Origin of the sequence: Sphingomonas sp. Leaf28 (assembly GCF_001421685.1) — a bacterium.
Taxonomy (GTDB): Bacteria; Pseudomonadota; Alphaproteobacteria; order Sphingomonadales; family Sphingomonadaceae; genus Sphingomonas; species Sphingomonas aurantiaca.
On the sequence record NZ_LMKX01000011.1, the window covers coordinates 15,310 to 34,895 of the forward strand.

The window sequence follows — 19,586 nt, forward strand, 5'->3', positions numbered from 1 at the left end:
TTCGTATCTACATATCATATCCTTCGTGCTTCAATCCTAACGACCGCCTGTCCGCGGGCGTTTGCGAAAGCCGGGCGTACGATTGGAGGGGCGTCACCACCTTTTACCAAAGCACGTGGTCGGTGATAACGCCTGCCCTGACAAGCAAGCCCAAAACTGCTCCCACGCAAATGACGGCGCCATACACGGCGATCGCTCGCGCTCGGCTACGATGGTCAGTCTTGTAGCTCATTCCCAATCCTCAGGGGCTCACTCTGCCACAAAGATGTACGATCGTGCCCGTGCTTGCAATTATGCGCGTTAGTCGATTCAGGGATCGCGATATGGAGCTCTAGTTCGCTCCAAAAGAAGTGGCGAATCACAGGTTTGCGGAGCGGCGCCGATTGATCGCTGTGCATAAGAGGCAAGGCAGCGTCGAGAAAAACCGATCGAGGCCTGGAGCCGTTTTCAAAACACAGGGTTGATGCCGCATGACCCTGTCCACAGTCCCCTACGCCCTCGCCGTCGATGATGACCCGCTGCTGCTCATGTCGACGTGCGATATTCTCGAAGATGCCGGCTTTCGCTGTCACTCGGCCGACGACGGCGATGCTGCCAAGGCCATGCTCCCCGAGCATGCCGAGACCATTACCCTGCTGTTCTCAGACGTCGAAATGCCGGGTGGCACCAATGGTTTTGCCCTTGCCCGCCACGTCGACGAACACTGGCCGTGGATCGAGATCGTCATCGCCAGTGGCCGCATCAAACCAAAGCCGGGCGAAATGCCGGACAAGGCCACGTTTATCGGCAAGCCGTTCTCTGCGGCGATCGTCCATGAGCATCTTCGCAAGACGCTACCTGACGGCAAGAAGCCGGAGCCTCTCAAACAGGCTGTCTAAAGCCTCAGTTTTTGGTGAGCCGGTCATCGGCCGGCGTGGGTAACGGCGTGACCGCCGAGAAGACGACCCCAGTCGGTCGGTATTCGACAGTCGCCGTTCCGCTAATCTCGCTCGCGAGAACTCGCTGAATGAGTTTCGATCCAAATCCTGTGCGGGTCGGAGGAACGACGACCGGCCCGCCTATTTCCTGCCATGTGAACTGGAGTCGGTCGGCCTCCACACCGCGATCAACCGTCCAGCATATTTCAACATGACCATCGGCATTGGACAAGGCACCATATTTGGCGGCGTTGGTGCCAAGTTCGTGCAACGCCAATGCCAAACCGACCGCTACCCTAGACGATACGCTGACATCGGGTCCGTTCATCCTGATACGCCGCCCGTCCTCGGTTCGGAAAGGGGCCAATGCCTTGCCCACCAGCTCGCTCATCGCGGCATTCTCCCAGCGATCGTCAACGAGCAGGCTATTGGCGGAATCCATCGCCTGGATGCGGCCTGCTAGGGCCTCGGCAGCGCCTTCAAGCGACGTCGCGTTCCTCAGCGTCTGACCTGCAATGGCCTGCAACGTCGCCAGCATGTTCTTCACACGGTGGCTCAGCTCATGCGCAAGCAGCGCCCGGTGCTCCTCGGCCCGCTTACGGTCGGTGATGTCCTGGGAAACGCCGACCAGCAGCAGGGGCGAGCCGTCGGCTCGTCGGAATACCTGCCCGCGAACAGCCAGCCAACGCTCGTCGCCCGCGGGCGTCTGGATACGATACTCGATATCGTAGGTATCGGTGTCCTCCAGCGCGACGCGAAGCGCCTCATCACGACGCGCCCGATCGTCGGGATGTACTGCAGCCTTGATATCGCTGTAGCCGAATGGCTCCGATCGAGATCGCCCCCAATTATCCTTGCAGCCATCGGTGACCGTCATGCGCTCGGTAGCGAGGTCAATGCTCCAGGAGCCGAGTTTTGCCGCTTCAAGCGCGAAGCGCAGACGGTTCTCTGTCTGAAGCAGATCACTGGTGCGCTGTCCGATCTCTACCTCAAGATCGTGGCGGTCCTGTTGCAACCGGACCAGCCTTTCGCGCTCCAGCGTCACGTCGAACTGGGACGCGAAAAAGTAGGTGGCGGTGCCCTCTTCGTCGAAGACCGGGGATATCAGCACCCGGTTCCAGAACGTCGTCCCGTCCTTGCGATAGTTGAGCAATTCGAGCTCAATCGACTCGCGTTTGGCAATAGCGTCGCGCAACCGCGCGACATCGTCCTGGCTTGTTTCCGGGCCCTGCAAGAAGCGACAATTGCGTCCCAGAATCTCACTCTTGGTGAAGCCGGTCAGCTTCGAGAACGCTCCATTGACGAACACGATCGGGTTGTCCGGCTGGCTGGGATCAGTGATCACCATAGGCATCCGGGTCGCTCGAACGGCCGCGGCAAATGGATCGGTGCCGCGATCCTTGCGCGTCAGCTCGTGCTCAATCCGGGACTGTTCCTGCTCGTTTATCATCGGGCACCCCGATCGATCTCCGTGGTCCACTGGAGGGGAAGAGGCATACGCCGGTTCCTCTCCATGAGAAACGACGCGCACACCGGAAACGCCGCGGCACCTGACACGTTATGCACGGCGCGGGGGCAGCAATAATCGACTGATAAATGCAACGGCTGATTCCGAACACGATGATGAGCAACCACATCACCGACGTGGCAACCGCATGAATCAATGAAAAGAGGCGGGTTGTGTTCACGAGTAACATAGGAACAAAGCGGCGTCGGTCCACTTGTGCACACTCGTCGTTTTATCGTGCAGACCATCGCCAGGAGCGGACATGTTAGGCCCTTTACCGACCGAGCTATCGAACAATGTCCTCTTGGGGACGCTGAACGAAGCCGATCGCAAGCGTCTCGCACCGCATATGATGGTTCTCGATCTGAAGCAGAACGACGTTCTGCAACCCGCAGGCGAGGAGGTCATCCATACCTGGTTCCCCTGCGGTCCCGCGATGGCGGCATTCTGCATCACGATGAACGACAGCGCGACCGCGGTCGAGGTCGCGCTGGTAGGGTGTGAGGGGGCTATCGGCGGTATTGTGTCTAACGGCCACCTTCCTGCCTATTCGACCGCTCAGGTGCGATACGGAGGCCGTTTCCTGCGGATCAAGACATCGGCGTTGGAACAGGCGAAGCTCGACTCGTTGACGCTACGCCACTGGTTTTCCCGCTACTCGGATTGCCTCTTGGCGCAGGTGTTTCAAACCGCAGCCTGCAATGCCACGCACACGATCTCCCAGCGGACTGCGAAGTGGCTACTTGCCGCGGTCAGCCGGACGCATTCTTCCGAGTTCGCGATGACCCAGGAACAGCTGGCCCAGGTACTCGGCGTTGGGCGCACGTTCGTGACGCGGGTCGTCGCCCGGTTGCGTGACGAGGGAATCATCGCGACACGTCGAGGCGTCTTCATCGTCAAGGACGAACAGGTTTTGCGCGACACGTCGTGTGGCTGCACGACGGCCATCGAAGACCATTATGACACCGTGATGCACGGTATCTATCCGGCAACGTAGCACGAAGACGGGAAGACCTGCTTCGCGATCTGCGAAGCCTCACGCACTTGGTGCCAACAGCTTGAACGTGTCGGTCAACGATTGAAGTTTTTGGGCTTTGTTAGAATGACGGCCTGCGCGTCGCGAGGCATGCAGGCCTGAAGCATGGCGGTGATGAAAATAACCGGGATCGGTCCCGAGTTTTCCTGAATTATCTGCACCGCTATCGGCCCCGTTCCGGCTCGCAGATTTACGTCCGATAGAATGATCTCGGGGCGCTGGCCTGCCGCAGCTTCAATTGCGTCCGTCTCACAGTCAACGATTTCAACGGAGGTTGCATCTGCGCTCCTGGCAAGATGCTCGACATAATCGGCGATCAACAATCATCTTCAATAATGAGAACATGACACACAGGCATTCTAGGGTCAGGACCCATTGATGTGAGAGGCGCGATCTGATTCAGGCTCCGTGAGGAGAGCGTGGATGAGCGACCTGTACTGGCTGACGGATGAGCAGATGGCGCGTCTGCAACCGTTCTTTCCCAAGAGCCATGGCAAGCCTCGGGTCGATGATCGGCGGGTGCTCAGCGGCATCGTTTTCGTCAATCGCAATGGGCTACGCTGGTGTGACGCGCCGAAGGACTATGGGTATGGGCCGCACAAGACGCTCTACAATCGCTGGAAGCGGTGGGGCGAGAGGGGTGTCTTCTTGCGCATGATGGAGGGGCTCGCGGCAGCGGAAGCCGTGCCGAAAACGGTCATGATCGACGCGACCTACCTGAAGGCACACTGCACGGCATCGAGTCTGCGGGTAAAAAAGGGGATCTCGGCCGCCTGATCGGTCGCACGAAAGGCGGCATGAACACCAAACTGCATGCCGTCAGCGATGCGGATGGGCGGCCGTTGAGCTTCTTCATGACCGCCGGGCAGGTCAGCGACTACACCGGCGCGGCAGCCTTGCTCGACGATCTGCCGAGAGCGCAGTGGCTGCTTGGCGACCGTGGTTATGACGCCGATTGGTTCAGGGACGCCCTGGAAGCCAAGGGCATCCAGCCCTGCATCCCGGGCCGCAGATCGCGCAACGAGCCGGTCAGATACGACAAGCGCCGCTACCGGCGCCGCAGCCGGATCGAGATCATGTTCGGCCGTCTGAAGGATTGGCGCCGCGTCGCCACTCGCTACGACCGCTGTCCAACCGTCTTCTTCTCTGCCGTCGCGCTCGCGGCCACCGTCATCTTCTGGCTATGACCAATGAGTCCTGACCCTAGTTCGAGATTTCCGAGGCCAACCCTCTCGATTTACGATCGTTCGTGAGAAGTCGCGCTGTCGTGCCGCCATATAGCACGATCAAAATGCCGCCACATACCGTGCGCGTTACAGGAAACGCTAAAACCTCGATTATTGGCCGCGTCCGTGGCTTCGTCGGAACCATCGGTAATCGTGTGTTTTCCGACGCAGGTGCTACCGATGACCTGGAGTTTGCGCGCTATTAAACCTCCACGAGCTCTTTCCCCCTTGCTTGGCACGGTACATGGTTTGATCGGCAGTCAGCAATGTGCCTGTGAAATCGGTCCCTGTTGCCGCCCCCAGGCTGCAGGTTGCCGACACGTCAGTTGATTGAAGCGCCGCCATGATAGCGCGGTGGATCTTACCGCTTTTTCGCTCGGCAGAAGCCTGGTCGCGAACTGCGAGACAGAAGGCGAATTCGTCTCCCCCCAGACGTGCTGTGATGTCGTAAGGGCGAACTGCGGAGGCAAGCGCTGTTGCTACGATGCGTAAAACCTCATCACCGGCCGCATGGCCGTGTTGGTCGTTTACCGACTTGAAGTCGTCGACGTCGATCACGCCGCACAAAAGGATCCGATCGTCACGCGCACTGGCTAACTCCAGGCGAGCGCATTCGATCTGAAAGGATCGTCGATTGCCGAGGCCTGTGAGGGGATCGATGCTTGCTGCGGCACGCTCCCGATCGAAGGTTCGCCGGAACGCGCTTACGAACAGAATGATAAAGAGGACCCCGAAGGATCTCGCACCTACATTCCAGATAGCGGTGGCAGTAGGGACGGTCGACGCCTGTGCGGAGAGGCCGTCTCCAAAGCCATTGAGATACAGGGTTACAGCCACGCCCAGCAGGCCTGACAGCAAACCTGCGATCCGGCCGAGGCACCATACGGTAAAGCAGAGTGGCAGCAGGTAGACCGTATTTAGCGAGAAGTGCGGTCCGGTGGATCCGTCCAGGACGAATACGATTGTCCAGATTATCGACAGTCCGACGGCAGCTCCCGAACGGTTCAAGTCTGCCGATTTGCGGAGCGCGAGCTCCAATGGGGTCAACTGTGATTGAGGATTTCTCGAAGTTGAGAAGATTGTTCGGCGCATTTTCCGTCCTCAACTCGCATGGTCGCGGACGCCTTTAAAACGGCCTGTTATTATGGATACTAGCACGGTGATATAGCCTCGGCGACCTACTCTGACCGCGGGGCGGAACGAGCGGGCTAGCCCCCTCGGCGCACGGAAACGAGCAGAAGGCTGCTACCCATTCACCTTATGATTCGGATCAATCCTTCCTGGGCAACGGAGGCGATTACCGTTCCATGTTGATCGTGAAAGCGTTTGTGAACTAGCCCCCTAGGCCCAGCGACGGATACGGCTCGAGCGGTGACCGCTCCGCGCATGAGAGCTTGATCAATCATATTCGATCAGGAGTTTGGAGCACACCCGGCGAGATTCAAACGGTCGGTAGCGTCGGCGTCAGCAACGGAGCAAATCTGCCAACGTCTTGGATGGCCATTAGGAAGGCGTATTCCCGGGTTCATTTTATGCATCGATCTCAAATAGATGGTCTAGCTCGACCTGAGATTGCCAGCGACCAATCAAGTACCTAGATGCGCGTCCAGAAATGGAGACTTCTATGTCCGACACTACCCTCGACCTGAACCCCGTTGAACTCGCCACGGAATTGACAATCGCTTGGTTGGCCAATCCCAACACGCGTACCAACGCTGACGACGTTCCAGCCTTCCTAAACAAGATGTACGAAACTGTTTCGGTGCTGGTCGGCGGAAACTCGACGGCTGCTGAACCCGAAGCATCTGCTCAAGAGTACACCCCGGCGGTGACCGCTCGTAAGTCGCTTGCCAGCCCCGATCACATCATCAGCATGATCGATGGTAAGCCGTACAAAACGCTGCGCCGTCACCTCGCGACTAACGGCATGACGCCAGTGGAGTATCGCGAGCGTTATGGCCTGAAGGCTGATTACCCCATGGTCGCTCCTACCTATTCGGAAGCACGTCGCACGATGGCCAAGAGCATTGGGCTGGGTCGCAAGCCTGGCCAGACGAATGCAGCCAAGGCAGACGCAAAGCCCGCTTCGGCTCCGCGCAAGCGCAAGACCGAAGAAGCAGCGGCGGAATGATCTGGGGGCTGGCTTCTCAGGGAACGAGGAGCCAGCCATTTATGGTGCGGGTAGATCAGCCGCATGCGGCTAAGCGACATTCTCTTCCGCGCTAATTGCCTCTTGTTCTGGCGCTGGCAAATGGCGGTATAGCGTCGCGATCGAGACGCCGATGGTTGGGGCTATTTCGCGGGCAGTCATTCCAGACGATAAAAGTTTCCGTGCGGCCTCGAGGCGTTTGGGTGTCATTACTGTCTTTCGGCCACCTACCCTGCCCTCACGCCGGGCGACGATCAACGCAGCCGTCGTGCGCTCACGTACCAAGTCACGCTCCATCTCGGCCATCGCCGCCATGATATGCCCTCACGCCGGGCGACGATCAACGCAGCCGTCGTGCGCTCACGTACCAAGTCACGCTCCATCTCGGCCATCGCCGCCATGATATGGAAAACGAGTTTTCCGGCCGTGCCTGCGGTATCGATCCCGTCTGTAATTGATTTCAGCCCGATCCCCCTCGCCGCCAGGTCGGACGAGAGGTCGATCAGTCCTTTCATGGTACGGCCGAGCCGGTCGAGCTTCCATACTACGAGAATGTCGCCAGTTCGCGCATGGGAAAGCGCGTCGGCTAAGCCAGCTCGGTCGGCTTTTGCTCCGCTGGCCTTATCAGAGAAGGTTCGTTCGCAACCCGCACTGCGCAACGCTTCGAGCTGCGGGGTCAGATCCTGTTCCGGGGTCGACACTCGGGCATAGCCGATCAGCATGAAGCATTCTCAAAACTCATATCTGACGCCTAACATGTCGGGGCCCAATCGCGAAAGTGTTTTGAGACGCTTGCATCGACTGCTACAGGTTCTCACATGATGGCCCATCAAAAACGATCGTTTGAGAGAATGCAAAGTACCATTCGATTACGGTAGCGGCGGGTCGGCAGGCTAGGTGGAGCGCTTTGAATGAGATGGCTACTTGCCCCTAATCCACATGCCTGGGAATCTCTAGGCCAATGGGTTAAACGGATTGGCCAGCAATACGGATACCCCTCCGTCGAGAGTTTTATGGAACAGTACGGTTTTCATAACCTTACTAGTGCCGATCTTTTCTACAGCCCCTCAGAAGACGCATTGAACGTTATATCTCGCAATACTGGTTACACCCCCCTTCTACTATCGCGTCGAACGTGTACTTTTTTCGGTAATCTGCGGAATTTAGATACAGTTCATAGTTGTAAATTGGAGTACGTGCGTCGTCACGTAGTGACTGACTTAGACGCCCCTTCACTTTTTAAGCGACGTGACATGCCACTGGTCTTTACCAAGCCGCATTTGCACAAAAAGACTGCTATCCGATTTGGAAAAGGCGCGGCTCGCGAGCTGACTAAGCTCTGCGCCAGTCGGCCCGCCACGAGCATTGTCTTTAGCAATTTACCACAACTAGTCTTTTCGAAACGAGAGACCATAGATATTTGCGCGATTATAATTGATAGCGGTTGCGAGTTGTTCGATATGCAGAGCCTGCTCAGAGTATCCAATAGGTTAGAACTAGACTTTATCTGCATTTTTGAGATGTTGAGATGGCACATTCATCAAAGAGCAAGCCGTGCAGCAAAACCGTCAAGATTGCGGGGGCGTCAACCAAGCCTATCATTTTCCGAAGCAGCCGATGCCTGTCGACGATTCGAAAACGGCGAGAAGGTCATCGATATAGCGGACAGGTACGGCGTAGCTCGATCGACCGTCTATCAATACCTAAAAGCTCGCTCGATTGTGAACCTTCACGCTAAACTGCATCCTCTCATCTGAACCAGAAACGACCGCTAGCTCTCCCACATCGAATGGTTTATTGCCCGAGTGCAATTGCTTGATCCCCACTGCAACCGGCAGTGCATCAGTGCAAATCCCAGCGCCGGGTGTACACCGCCGCCGGTGAGCGCCGCCATCGAGGCGGAATGGTGCGGGGCGCGGAACGGCCGCGTACGCGTGAGGCGTCCGCCGGTCAGCGTGCCAGCGACCGACTGGACCATCGACACTTCGAGCGCCTCGGCCGGATCGAGCGGCGGCAGGATACCCGGGAGGCACGACGCCATCAGCGACTTGCCCGAGCCCGGGGGCCCTACCATCAACAGATTGTGCGCGCCCGCCGCGGCGATCTCGAGCGCACGCTTGGCCGTCTCCTGTCCTTTGACCTGGCGGAGGTCGGGACCGTGATCGGCGTGCTCGGCAATCCCCGGCTTGGGCGGACTGAGCAGACCGTGCCCTTTGAAGTGGTTAAGCAGCGACAGCAGGTCGGGCGCGGCGATCACTTCGATCTCGCCGGCCCAGGCCGCTTCCGAGCCTTGCGCCGCCGGGCAGACGAGCCCCTTCCCCACTTCAGACGCGTGCAGTGCCGCCAGCAGCACGCCGGGCGAGGCGGTGATCCGCGCGTCGAGCCCGAGTTCGCCGACGATCACGTAATCGGCCAGCGCCTCGGCATCGACAACGCCCATCGCGGCCAGCAGCGCGAGCGCGATCGGTAGATCGAAATGCGATCCTTCTTTCGGCAGATCGGCGGGCGACAGGTTCACCGCGATGCGTTTCGGCGGCAGCGACAACCCCATGCCGGCGATCGCGCCGCGTACGCGCTCGCGGCTTTCACCGACCGCCTTGTCCGCCAGTCCGACCACGTTGAACGCAGGAAGTCCTGGAATCAGTTGGACTTGCACCTCGACCGCGCGGGCCTCCAGCCCGAGATACGCCACCGTCGCTACGATCGCCGCCATGCCCGCTCCCCCGCGACTATGACGTCACGCCTTATTCATACCCGATTTGCCTTGTCTGCAAGGACCAGCGGCCAAACACCGTCTTGCCAACCTAATACACCGGACCCACATGCCTTCCGTGAACGCCGTCCGCTCTCCCATCCTGCGCATCGGCCAGTTGGTGCTGGGCGTGCTCCTGATCCTCGGCGCACCGATTCTCGCGCCGCTGCCGGGGCCGGCTGGGATCTTCCTGTTCGCGGGCGGAATGGTGCTGATCCTGCGCAATTCGAGCTGGGCGCGGTTGAAATGGGCGCGGCTGAAGCGGCGTTGGCCGCGCGCCGGGCATTTCGTCGATCGCATGATGCGGCGACAAAGCGCGATGCGGCGGCATGCGCGGGCTAAGGCGTCGAAAAGCGCCATGGCCAAGGCCGGTGCGAATTGACTTACCCGCCCCGTTTCCGTAAGCGCCCAACCATCAAGGCCGTCCCTGTGGCGGCCGTTTTCTATTTGATGACCTAGGGAATGACCAATGAAGCGGACCTTTCAGCCGAGCAACCTGGTACGCGCACGCCGTCACGGCTTCCGCGCACGGATGGCGACGGTCGGCGGCCGGGCAGTGATCCATGCACGCCGCGCGCGCGGTCGCAAGAAGCTGTCGGCCTAACGATACTCGACAAACGCCGCGATTTTCTCGCGGCGAATGCGGGGAAGCGCGCACCGATGCCGGGATTCGTCCTGCTCATGCGCCCCCGCGATGACGGTGACGACACGATGCGAATCGGCTTCACCGTCACCAAGAAGATTGGCAACGCCGTCGTCCGGAACCGCATGAAACGGCGGTTGCGGGCGTTGGCGCGTGAGCTATTGGCGGAACGCGGCGTTGCGGGGGCTGATCATGTGCTGATCGGCCGCAGCGGCGGGATCGAGCGCGATTACGCGCTGTTGCGGACTGAGCTTGGCAAGGCATTCCGCAAGGTGACGCCGCAGGCCGCTCCCGACACCACCCCGGCGAAGGCCGGGGCCCAGATGGAAAAGCGGTCGTGATGAAGCACCGCCATCCGTTAGCAACGTTTCCCTACTTAACCCCGGCCTCCGCCGGGGTGCTGTTAGGGTTCGGATGGCGTGGTGCCCACGGGGCCACCTCCCCCAGCGTCTTGTTCTCCCGCGAAGGCGGGAGCCCAGTCTGGGTCCCTGCCTTCGCGGGGACACAATGGGGGGCACGAACGCCTGCGCTGACATGTTAGCCCGCCTCCTCATCCTGATCGCGCGCGGCTGGCAACTCGGCCCTTCGCTCGTCCTGCCGTCGAGCTGTCGCTACGATCCTTCGTGTTCCGCCTATGCAATCGAGGCCGTTGGGCGCTATGGCGCGCGTAAGGGGGGCTGGTTGGCGGCGAAGCGTATCGCACGCTGCCATCCGTGGGGCGGGTATGGACCCGACCCAGTCCCAGAGCTGAAGCCTGAGAAATTGAAAGACGCCGCCCTGTGAAAGACGACAAGCAGAATTTCGTGCTGTTCGCGGTGATCGCGGCGCTGATCCTGTTCGGATGGCCGCTGATCCAGGGCAAGTTCTTCCCGACCGCGAATCCGCCGGTCACGAAGATCGAGGGGGGCAAGACCAAGCCGGTCGCGAACCCCGCCGCCGATCCCGCCGCCGACGGTGCGGCTGCCGTGCGCAATCGCGCCGCGGTGATCGCCGAGACGCCGCGCCTGCGAATCGAGACGCCACGCGTGTCGGGGTCGATCAACTTGAAGGGCGCGCGGATCGACGATCTCGTGCTCAAGGGCTATGACGAGACGGTCGCGAAGAACTCGCCGCCGATCCGGCTGCTGTCGCCCGCGGGCGCACCCGACGCCTATTTCGCGAGCTTCGGCTGGCGTGCGCAGGGCCTGACCCCGCCCGCTGCCGACGCCGTCTGGACGCCCTCGGGCGCCACCACGCTGACGCCGACAACGCCGGTCACGCTCGACGCGACCAACGCCACCGGCCAGCGCTTCCGCATCCAGATCGCGGTCGATCAGGATTACATGTTCACGGTCCGCCAGACCGTCCTGAACGCGGGCACCGCGCCCGTTCCCGTCGCGACCTATGGCCTCGTTAACCGGGTCGGCATCTCGAAGGATCCGTCGTCGATGACGATCCATGTCGGGCCGATGTCGGTCGACAATGGCGGCGCGCACTATCGTCCCAATTACAAAGACATCGACGAGGCCGCGCAGAAGTTCACGACGACGGGCGGCTGGCTCGGCTTCACCGACAAATACTGGCTGACCGCGATCATCCCCGATCAGGGCCAGACGTTCGACGGCCAGTTCCGCGCCGGCGCCAACAAGGCGTACCAGGCCGACTACGCGCTCCAGCCCAAGCAGCTCGCGCCGGGCCAGGCGATCACGCAGGTCTCGCGCTTCTTCGCGGGTGCCAAGGAAGTCCGCCTGCTCGATCGCTATTCCGATCAGGCCGGCGGCGTCGCCAAGCTCGACTACGCGATCGACTGGGGCTGGTTCCGCATCGTCGAGAAGCCGATCTTCTATTATCTCGACTGGCTGTTCCGCGTGATCGGCAATTTCGGCGTCGCGATCATCCTGCTGACGGTAACGATCCGCGGCTTGCTGTTCCCGATCGCGCAGCGCCAGTTCAAGTCGATGGCGGCCATGCGCGCGGTCCAGCCCAAGGCAAAGGCGCTTCAGGAGAAGCACAAGGACGACAAGGTCCGCCTGCAGCAGGAGACGATGGCGCTGTACAAGGCCGAGGGCGTCAATCCGCTCGCCGGCTGCGCGCCGACGCTGCTCCAGATCCCGATCATGTACGCGCTGTACAAGGTGCTGATGTTGACGATCGAGATGCGTCATCAGCCGTTCGTCGCGTGGATTAAGGATCTGTCCGCGCCCGATCCGCTGACGCCGCTCAACCTGTTCGGCCTCCTCGCCTTCACGCCGCCGCACTTCATCGCGATCGGTGTCGTTCCGATCATCCTGGGCATCAGCATGTACTTCCAGTTCAAGCTGAACCCGACGCCGATGGACGACACGCAGAAGCAGGTCTTCGCGCTGCTCCCCTGGGTGCTGATGTTCGTGATGGCGCCGTTCGCGGTCGGCCTTCAGGTCTACTGGATCACGTCGAACTGCCTGACGATCCTGCAGCAGAAGCTGCTCTACGCCCGGCATCCGGGCCTGAAAGTGCCGGTGACCAAGTGAACGACGTTCCCAACCTTGGGCCTGACCTCGAGAAGTCCGACGCGCCGTTCACCGCGGAACAGCTCGAACATGCCCGCAAATTGTTTGCAGGGCATGTCGGCTTCCTGAAGTCGGCGCCGACGCTCGAATTCCTGCCCGACGCGACGGTGCCGGAGGTGGCGTTTGCCGGTCGCTCGAACGTCGGCAAGTCGTCACTGCTCAACGCGCTGACGGGCCGCAACTCGATGGCGCGTACGTCGAACACGCCGGGCCGCACGCAGGAACTGAACTTCTTCGACGTCGGCGCGCCACTTGCGTTCCGCCTCGTCGACATGCCCGGCTATGGCTTTGCCAAGGCGCCGAAGGATGTCGTCAAGAAATGGCGTTTCCTGATCAACGACTTCCTGCGCGGGCGCGACGTGTTGAAGCGCGCGCTGGTGCTGATCGATTCGCGTCACGGCATCAAGGATGTCGACCGCGAGATCCTCGAGATGCTCGACAAGGCCGCGGTCAGCTATCGCATGGTCCTCACCAAGGCGGACAAGATCAAGGCGTCCGAGCTGGTCGAGGTCACCGAGCGTACCGCGCTCGAGGCGCGCAAGCGCCCGGCCGCGCATCCCGACATCCTCGTCACGTCGAGCGAATACGGCATGGGCATCCCCGAATTGCGCGCCGCGGTGGTCGAAGCGGTCAGCTGAGACGACACTCGCACCAATTGCAACGAGATCGGTTCGACCTGTTTTTAGCACCTGACACGGTCCGTCAAACTTCGTAGCTTCCCGCAAAAGGGGAGTGAGTAATGCGTAAGCGTACAGGGGCGATTCTGGCGATGGCCGCCATGCTGTCGGGCTGCGGGGGCAGCGACAGCGGCAATATCTCGACGGGCGGCAGCACGCCTTCGCCGACGCCGACAGCGTCGACCGGCTGTTCGCTCCGCGAGCGCCAGGACTGGGCCGCATCGCAGTTGCGCGAATGGTACCTGTTCCCCGATACGCTGCCCGCCACGCTCAGCCCCGCCGCTTACACGACGGTCGACGACTATATCGACGCGTTGACCGCCACCGCGCGATCGCAGCGTAAGGACCGGTTCTTCACCTATCTGACCTCGATCAAGGCAGAAGACGCCTATTATGCTTCCGGCTCGAGCGCGGGCTTCGGGCTGCGGTTCGCGCTGGATCAGAGCGGCCGCCGGCTGTTCGCGGCGGAGGCGTTCGAAGGCGCGCCAGGGCTCGCGGCGGGAATCGATCGCGGTACGGAGATCGTGGCGATCGGTACGACGTCGGCCAATCTGCGCACCGTCAGCGCGATCATCGCCGCCGAGGGGACGGCCGGACTGACCAATGCGCTCGGCCCCGATACGGTCGGCACCGCGCGCGTGATGCAGGTCAGCGACGCGGCAGGCACGCGGACCGTCACCGTGACCAAGGCCGATTTCTCGCTGCTGCCGGTATCGACGCGCTACGGCGCCAAGATCATCCAAGATGGCGGGCAGAGCGTCGGCTATATCAACCTTCGGACGTTCATCAAAACCGCCGAACCCGCGCTGAAGACCGCCTTTGCCGATTTCCGCGCGAAGGGCGTGACGCGGGTCATCATCGATCTGCGCTACAATGGCGGCGGCCTGATCGAGACCGCGGAATATCTGGGCGACCTGCTCGGCGGGGCGCGATCGACCTCCGAAGTCTTCGACTATGTGACGTTCCGCACCGAGAAGGCGTCGAACAACACGACCCGGTTCTTCGCGCCAAAGGCCGAATCGATCGCGCCGACGCGGATCGCGTTCATCGGCACCGGCGGCACCGCATCGGCGAGCGAACTGGTGATCAACGCGTTCACGCCGTACCTGCACACCAATGCCGGGCTGATCGGCACCAACACCTATGGCAAGCCCGTCGGCCAGATCGCGCTCGACAAGGAAGCATGCGACGATCGCCTGCGCGTGGTGGCGCTGGCGACGCAGAATGCGGCGCGCAACGGCAATTACTATGATGGGCTGGCAAGCACCGTCGAGGCATCGTGCCAGGCATCGGACGAGATCGCCTACCAGCTTGGCGATCCGCTCGAATCGTCAACGCGGCAGGCGCTCAACTTCCTCGCCGGGCGCAGCTGCACGCCGATCACGGGCGATGCGAGCGCCCGCTCGCTGCGCACGTCGACCGCGCGGCAGGACCTGCTGATCCCGGATCGTCCGGGCACCGCGCAGCGCGACGTGCCGGGGCTGTTCTGACCCGTGCACGCGGTGCAGCGGAGATATGAGCGGGCGATTGCCTCTTGTCGCCCGCTCGCCTAGCACCGCGCGCATGAAACTGATCATCGGCAACAAGGCCTATTCCTCCTGGTCGCTGCGCGGCTGGCTCGCGTGCAAGCAGTCGGGGCTGCCGTTCGAGGAGGTGGTCGTGCCGATGTACGACGCCGACTGGGAAAAGCGTCGCGCTGGCGACGAGTTCGCGCCGTCGTCGGGCAAGGTGCCGATCCTGTGGGACGGCGACGCGGTGGTGTGGGACAGCCTCGCGATCGTCGACTACCTCGCCGACAAGGTCGGTCGAGAGCGGTTCTGGCCCGAGGACAATGCCGCGCGCGCGATGGCGCGATCGATGGCGGCGGAGATGCATTCGAGCTTTGCCGCGCTGCGCCGCAAGCACAGCATGAACGTGCGGCAGGTGTTCCCGGCACGGACGCCCGATGACGACGTGCTCGCCGAGTTGCAGCGGATCATGGAGATCTGGGCACAGGCGCGCGCGCGCTTCGGCGGCGGTGGCGACTTCCTGTTCGGCCAGTTCGGTGCCGCAGACATCATGTTCGCGCCGGTCGTCACGCGGATCGTCACCTATCAGCTGCCGATCGCGCGCTTTGCCGCGGGCTATATGCAGGCGATGTTCGAGCATCCCTTCATGCAGGACTGGATCGCGTCGGCGCAGGAAGAGGAATGGGTGCTCGAGCAATATGAGCAGCCGGTCGCCACACCTGCCTGATCGGCAGCGCGGCGTGATCGACCCCGTCCACCTGACCCAGGCGCTATTGCGTGCGGACAGCGTCACGCCCGCGCGGGGCACGGTGTTCGACGTGCTCGAAGCGGCGCTCATCCCGATCGGCTTCGCGGTCGACCGGTTCGTGGTCGGCGAGGCACCGGACGGCCCGGTCGAGAATCTGCTCGCCACGCGCGGCGACGGCCCACGCCACCTCGCATTTGCCGGGCATGTCGACGTCGTTCCGCCCGGCGAGGGCTGGACGGGATCGCCCTGGTCCGGCGAAGTCCGCGGCGGATTGTTGTACGGACGCGGCGCGGTCGACATGAAGGGCGCGGTCGCGGCCTTCGTCGCCGCTGCCAGCCGGAGCGATGCCGACACGGGCACGCTGTCGCTGGTCATCACTGGCGACGAGGAAGGCCCGGCGACCTACGGGACCGTCGCGTTGATGGAGCGCATGGCCGCGTGCGGGATCGTCCCCGAGCTGTGCCTGGTCGGCGAGCCGACCTCGACCGAACGGCTTGGCGACATGGTGAAGATCGGGCGGCGCGGCTCGGTCAACATCTGGATCGACGTGCCGGGGCGGCAGGGGCATGTCGCCTACCCGCATCTGGCGGACAACCCGATCCCGCGGCTGATCGCGATCCTCGCCGAGATCGAGACCGTCGTGCTCGACGAAGGGACCGACTGGTTCCAGCCATCAAATATCGAGGTCACCGACATCACGGTCGGCAACCCCGCGCACAACGTCATACCGGCGCACGCGTCGGCAAGGCTCAGCATCCGGTTCAACGATCGCCATCGCGGCGACGACCTGATCACGCGGATCCGCAAGATCGCCGATCGTCATGCGCCGGGTGCGGTGGTGACGGGCAAGGTCTCGGGCGAGGCGTTCCTGACCGAGCCGGGCGCCTTCTCGACCTTGCTGTCGAAGGCGATCGTCGCGGCGACCGGGGTCACGCCGGCGCTGTCGACCACCGGCGGCACCTCCGACGCGCGGTTCCTGTCGAAGCTGTGCCCGGTGGTCGAGTTCGGGCTGATCAACGCGACGATGCACAAGGTCGACGAAGCGGTCGCGGTCGAGGACCTGCGAACGTTGGCGGACATCTATGCGGACGTGATCGCCAGGGCGCTGCGCTAGCGTCGTTCGGCCGCGCGCTATTCCCGCCCGCGGCGGAGGACGATGTACAAGGCCCCCTGCCCGCCATGCCGCGGATGCGCGCCACGGACGGCGGCGATCGAGTCCGCGTGACGCGACCCTGCAAGCCAGTCCGTCACCGCCGAGCGGATCGCGCCGCGGGCATGCGGGCGCTCGCTCTCGGGTCGCGGCGGCTTGCCCGTTACCAGCAGCAGCACGCGATCACCGCGCGCGATCGCCCGGCCGAGCCCGACATCGAGCATCGCATGTGCCGACGCCAGCGTGTGCCCGTGCAGATCGATCGAACTGTCGGGGATCACCGCGCCGCGCGTCAGCTTCTTGTCCCAGCCGCCGTCGAGCGTGTTCGCGGTAATGGGTCTTGCGACCGCTCGCGGCGCGACGACCGGCTTTGCGCCGGGTCGGCTGGCGAACGGCGTGACGACGGTCCGGACGAGCGGCTTGACCCGGCCCATCGGCGCGGGCGGCGGCGGGATGATCTTCCCGTTGGGCCCGATCAGCGGCTTGGGCGGTGGCGGCAATGGCGGCGCGCGATCCGGGATACGGACCGCGACGACGCGCATCGGCCGGACGCTCGCCATCACGCGCGCCCAGAGCTGCGCCTCGTCAGGGTTGAGCGGTCGGCCCGCCATCTTGCGCCCCATTCGCTAGACCGTTGAACCGCTGGCTGTTGAGCCGCTGCACGGTGCCGATCGGCAGCAGCAGGAACGCGGTGCCGCGCCCCGCCATGCCGCCCGCGGTCGACTCCGCGGCGGGACCTGCGCCCCAGAAGGTATCGAATCGGTTGCTGCCCTTGATCGCGCCGCCGGTATCCTGCGCGACCCACATCCCGCTCGCGTCCTGGCGATCGAGCGAGAGGAACACGGGCGCGCCGAGCGGCACGAACTTGACGTCGGCCGCAGCGCTGACCTGACCGGTCACGGGCAGGCCAAGCGCACCCAGCGGTGCGCCCTCCAACTCGCGGAAGAACACGAAGCTCTTATTCTCGCGCATGATTGCCTGGCCGTCGGCGGGATGCGCATGCAACCAGGCGACGATGCCCTGCATCGACGTCTGCCCGGGTTGCAGAAGCCCGCGCGACTTCATCAGCGCGCCAATGCCGGTATAATCACGGCCGTTCTGCGTTGCATAGCCGATCCGCAGGATCTTGCCGTCGGGCAGGCGCAACCGCCCCGATCCCTGGATCTGGAGGAAGAACAGTTCGACCGGATCGCGCGCCCAGGCGAGGATCGGCGCCCGGCCGTCGATCGCGCCCTGCTCGATCGCGGTACGATCATAATAGGGCACGAGATTGCTGCGCTCGACGCGACCGCGGACCTTCTTGCCCTTCAGGCTGGTCGAGAACGCGCCGAGATCGACATCGATCAGGTCGTTCGGCCGCCCGTAGATGGGCGCATAGCCTTCACGACGCTCGAGCGACCCTGCGATCTCCGGCTCGTAATAGCCGGTCGCGAACGCCTTGCCGTCGCCGACCTGCGCCGCCTCGAACCACTGGCTGAAAAAGACGCGCGCCCCGCCGCGAGGGACCGAGGCCGCCGCAGTGCATGCAGGCTGCCAATCGGCGCCACGCGTGAGACCGGACGTATCGGTACGCCGCACCAGCGACGGGCAGCTGGTCACGAAGGCGGACAGCGCCGACTGCGCCTGCGTCTCGTCGATCGGGAGGCTCGCGATCGCCGGGCCAGCGACAACGCCTGCAGCGGCCGCGTTGACCGGCGCAGTCGAGGCGATCACCGGAACCGGAAGCATCGGCACCGCGCCGACGATCCGCGCGGGCATCTGGATCCCGCGGATATTGGGCGAAGCGCCCGTATCGCGCGAGGGATGGACGCGCACCGGTTCCCGGGGAGAATCGCTGTCGACCGTGCTGCCGCGACCGACGGGCCCAGGTCCCGAGCGTGGCGGCTCAACGCCACCGACGCACGCGCTGACCAGCAACGAGAGACCCAGGCCCCCGAGCGCGCGCGCTCTGAGCTGCACGATCACGCCTCGTCGGTGTCGGCGAGCTTCCAGTTCGGATCGCTGCTCTTGAGCGTCCGTGCGAAGGTCCAGACGTCGTGCGTCTCGACCGCGTCGGTCAGCGATCCGGCCAGGACAGTGCCCTCGCCATCGCGCGTCACCGCGGCGATGTCCGCGTCGAAGCGTACCGTGATCCGCGCATCGCGGCCCGACACGCTCGCGTCCGCGATCACCGCGCGCTCGATCGAGACGAGACGATTGTCGAGCACTTCGCCCGCCGCGACGCGTGCTGCGATCGCCTCGGCGAAGGCGGCGCGGACGTCGTCCTCGGCGAGATAGCCGAGTTCGTCCTCGTCACCCTTCCAAAACGCCTCAAGCACCATTCGATAGGCGCCTTGCGCGCCCTCGAGGAACTGGTTCACGTCGAACCCGGACTCGGCGGCGACGATCGCGCGCAGGCCAGCTTCGGCGCGCGGCTCGATATTGCGGCTGACGACCTCGCGTGGCTCGGGCGTCGCATCGACCGTTCGCGGAACGGCGGCGATCGCGGGACGGTCCTCGGCCGTACGCGGCAAGGGCTGTTCATGCCCTGTCCGCTTGCCGAGCACGCTATACAGTCGCATCGCCAAGAAGCCTGCAACCATCGCGAGAAGAACTACGTAAAACAACCGTGCCTCCGATCTTCGGGCTAACATAGGCCAAAGCTGCGCTTATTCAAACCCGGGCCCGTTGAAACGCCCGGTCGGCACTGCTACTCGCAGCCACCTGACCGATATGAACGCGCAAGCGTGCCGCTTCGGTCCCTAT

General features: G+C 62.9%; 21 protein-coding genes and 1 pseudogene. 14 read left to right on the top strand and 8 right to left on the bottom strand.

Annotated features, from left to right (window positions below):
* Positions 1–470 precede the first annotated feature (470 nt).
* Positions 471–878 carry a response regulator gene (locus ASE79_RS17665; protein ID WP_056419836.1) on the top strand — a complete coding sequence of 136 codons (408 nt, stop codon included), beginning with the start codon at positions 471–473 and terminating at the stop codon, positions 876–878.
* A gap of 4 nt (positions 879–882) precedes the next feature.
* On the opposite strand, the gene ASE79_RS17670 is transcribed toward ASE79_RS17665, so the two are convergent.
* Positions 883–2,367: a PAS domain S-box protein gene (locus ASE79_RS17670; RefSeq protein WP_056419837.1), complete on the bottom strand. Its 1,485-nt coding sequence runs from the start codon at positions 2,365–2,367 to the stop codon at positions 883–885.
* A 409-nt stretch (positions 2,368–2,776) separates the two neighbouring features.
* Between ASE79_RS17670 and ASE79_RS17675 the strand changes: the two genes are divergently transcribed.
* Positions 2,777–3,421, top strand: coding sequence for a Crp/Fnr family transcriptional regulator (locus ASE79_RS17675; protein ID WP_235517041.1), 645 nt, complete (start codon positions 2,777–2,779; stop codon positions 3,419–3,421).
* Between the two features lie 74 nt (positions 3,422–3,495).
* Here ASE79_RS17675 and ASE79_RS17680 read toward each other — a convergent pair whose 3' ends face one another.
* Positions 3,496–3,780 carry a response regulator gene (locus ASE79_RS17680; protein WP_162237060.1) on the bottom strand — a complete coding sequence of 95 codons (285 nt, stop codon included), beginning with the start codon at positions 3,778–3,780 and terminating at the stop codon, positions 3,496–3,498.
* 103 nt (positions 3,781–3,883) lie between these two features.
* Between ASE79_RS17680 and ASE79_RS20530 the strand changes: the two genes are divergently transcribed.
* A protein-coding gene (locus ASE79_RS20530; protein ID WP_156359755.1) for an IS5 family transposase occupies positions 3,884–4,647 on the top strand; the annotation gives its coding sequence in 2 pieces (ribosomal slippage) (positions 3,884–4,211 and positions 4,211–4,647; 765 coding nt in all).
* Positions 4,648–4,860: 213 nt separating this feature from the next.
* Here the strand turns inward: ASE79_RS20530 and ASE79_RS17695 are convergent.
* Positions 4,861–5,778 carry a GGDEF domain-containing protein gene (locus ASE79_RS17695; RefSeq protein ID WP_082445423.1) on the bottom strand — a complete coding sequence of 306 codons (918 nt, stop codon included), beginning with the start codon at positions 5,776–5,778 and terminating at the stop codon, positions 4,861–4,863.
* A 532-nt stretch (positions 5,779–6,310) separates the two neighbouring features.
* On the opposite strand from ASE79_RS17695, the gene ASE79_RS17700 reads away from it, so the two are divergent.
* A complete protein-coding gene (locus ASE79_RS17700) occupies positions 6,311–6,817 on the top strand; it encodes a MucR family transcriptional regulator (protein WP_056420491.1) in 507 nt (168 codons plus the stop codon).
* Between the two features lie 69 nt (positions 6,818–6,886).
* Here the strand turns inward: ASE79_RS17700 and ASE79_RS17705 are convergent.
* Positions 6,887–7,557 (bottom strand): annotated as a pseudogene (locus tag ASE79_RS17705) (recombinase family protein).
* 798 nt (positions 7,558–8,355) lie between these two features.
* On the opposite strand from ASE79_RS17705, the gene ASE79_RS22080 reads away from it, so the two are divergent.
* Positions 8,356–8,592 carry a helix-turn-helix domain-containing protein gene (locus tag ASE79_RS22080; RefSeq protein ID WP_082445692.1) on the top strand — a complete coding sequence of 79 codons (237 nt, stop codon included), beginning with the start codon at positions 8,356–8,358 and terminating at the stop codon, positions 8,590–8,592.
* A gap of 14 nt (positions 8,593–8,606) precedes the next feature.
* Here the strand turns inward: ASE79_RS22080 and ASE79_RS17710 are convergent, their stop codons facing one another.
* Positions 8,607–9,548, bottom strand: coding sequence for a YifB family Mg chelatase-like AAA ATPase (locus ASE79_RS17710; RefSeq protein ID WP_082445425.1), 942 nt, complete (start codon positions 9,546–9,548; stop codon positions 8,607–8,609).
* Between the two features lie 118 nt (positions 9,549–9,666).
* Here ASE79_RS17710 and ASE79_RS17715 point away from each other — a divergent pair, with 118 nt between their 5' ends.
* The 9 genes from ASE79_RS17715 to dapE all read left to right on the top strand — a co-directional run bounded on the left by ASE79_RS17715 (position 9,667) and on the right by dapE (position 16,805).
* Positions 9,667–9,969, top strand: coding sequence for a hypothetical protein (locus tag ASE79_RS17715; RefSeq protein WP_056419855.1), 303 nt, complete (start codon positions 9,667–9,669; stop codon positions 9,967–9,969).
* A gap of 87 nt (positions 9,970–10,056) precedes the next feature.
* A complete protein-coding gene (gene rpmH, locus ASE79_RS17720; protein ID WP_031393806.1) occupies positions 10,057–10,191 on the top strand; it encodes a 50S ribosomal protein L34 in 135 nt (44 codons plus the stop codon).
* A 2-nt stretch (positions 10,192–10,193) separates the two neighbouring features.
* On the top strand, positions 10,194–10,571 hold the full coding sequence (rnpA, locus tag ASE79_RS17725; protein ID WP_082445446.1) for a ribonuclease P protein component: 378 nt from the start codon (positions 10,194–10,196) through the stop codon (positions 10,569–10,571).
* Positions 10,572–10,764: 193 nt separating this feature from the next.
* Positions 10,765–11,013, top strand: a complete 249-nt coding sequence (yidD, locus tag ASE79_RS20540) for a membrane protein insertion efficiency factor YidD (protein ID WP_082445447.1) — start codon at positions 10,765–10,767, stop codon at positions 11,011–11,013.
* Positions 11,010–12,719, top strand: a complete 1,710-nt coding sequence (yidC, locus tag ASE79_RS17730; protein ID WP_056419861.1) for a membrane protein insertase YidC — start codon at positions 11,010–11,012, stop codon at positions 12,717–12,719. The genes yidD and yidC overlap by 4 nt, the downstream gene beginning before the upstream one ends.
* A gap of 80 nt (positions 12,720–12,799) precedes the next feature.
* On the top strand, positions 12,800–13,396 hold the full coding sequence (gene yihA, locus ASE79_RS17735; protein ID WP_056420495.1) for a ribosome biogenesis GTP-binding protein YihA/YsxC: 597 nt from the start codon (positions 12,800–12,802) through the stop codon (positions 13,394–13,396).
* A 101-nt stretch (positions 13,397–13,497) separates the two neighbouring features.
* Positions 13,498–14,925: a S41 family peptidase gene (locus ASE79_RS17740; protein ID WP_082445428.1), complete on the top strand. Its 1,428-nt coding sequence runs from the start codon at positions 13,498–13,500 to the stop codon at positions 14,923–14,925.
* 73 nt (positions 14,926–14,998) lie between these two features.
* Entirely contained in the window at positions 14,999–15,670 is a 672-nt protein-coding gene (locus ASE79_RS17745; RefSeq protein WP_056419864.1) for a glutathione S-transferase, read from the top strand.
* Positions 15,642–16,805 (top strand): succinyl-diaminopimelate desuccinylase, encoded by a 1,164-nt coding sequence (gene dapE, locus ASE79_RS17750; RefSeq protein ID WP_082445429.1) that lies wholly within the window; start codon positions 15,642–15,644, stop codon positions 16,803–16,805. The genes ASE79_RS17745 and dapE overlap by 29 nt, the downstream gene beginning before the upstream one ends.
* Positions 16,806–16,822: 17 nt before the next feature.
* Here dapE and ASE79_RS17755 read toward each other — a convergent pair whose 3' ends face one another.
* The 3 genes from ASE79_RS17755 to ASE79_RS17765 form a co-directional block, all read right to left on the bottom strand.
* Positions 16,823–17,452, bottom strand: coding sequence for a Smr/MutS family protein (locus ASE79_RS17755; RefSeq protein ID WP_056420502.1), 630 nt, complete (start codon positions 17,450–17,452; stop codon positions 16,823–16,825).
* Positions 17,427–18,569: a murein transglycosylase A gene (locus ASE79_RS17760; protein ID WP_056420504.1), complete on the bottom strand. Its 1,143-nt coding sequence runs from the start codon at positions 18,567–18,569 to the stop codon at positions 17,427–17,429. The genes ASE79_RS17755 and ASE79_RS17760 overlap by 26 nt, the downstream gene beginning before the upstream one ends.
* A 233-nt stretch (positions 18,570–18,802) precedes the next feature.
* Positions 18,803–19,402 carry a Tim44/TimA family putative adaptor protein gene (locus ASE79_RS17765; protein ID WP_416354525.1) on the bottom strand — a complete coding sequence of 200 codons (600 nt, stop codon included), beginning with the start codon at positions 19,400–19,402 and terminating at the stop codon, positions 18,803–18,805.
* Between the last annotated feature and the right edge of the window lie 184 nt (positions 19,403–19,586).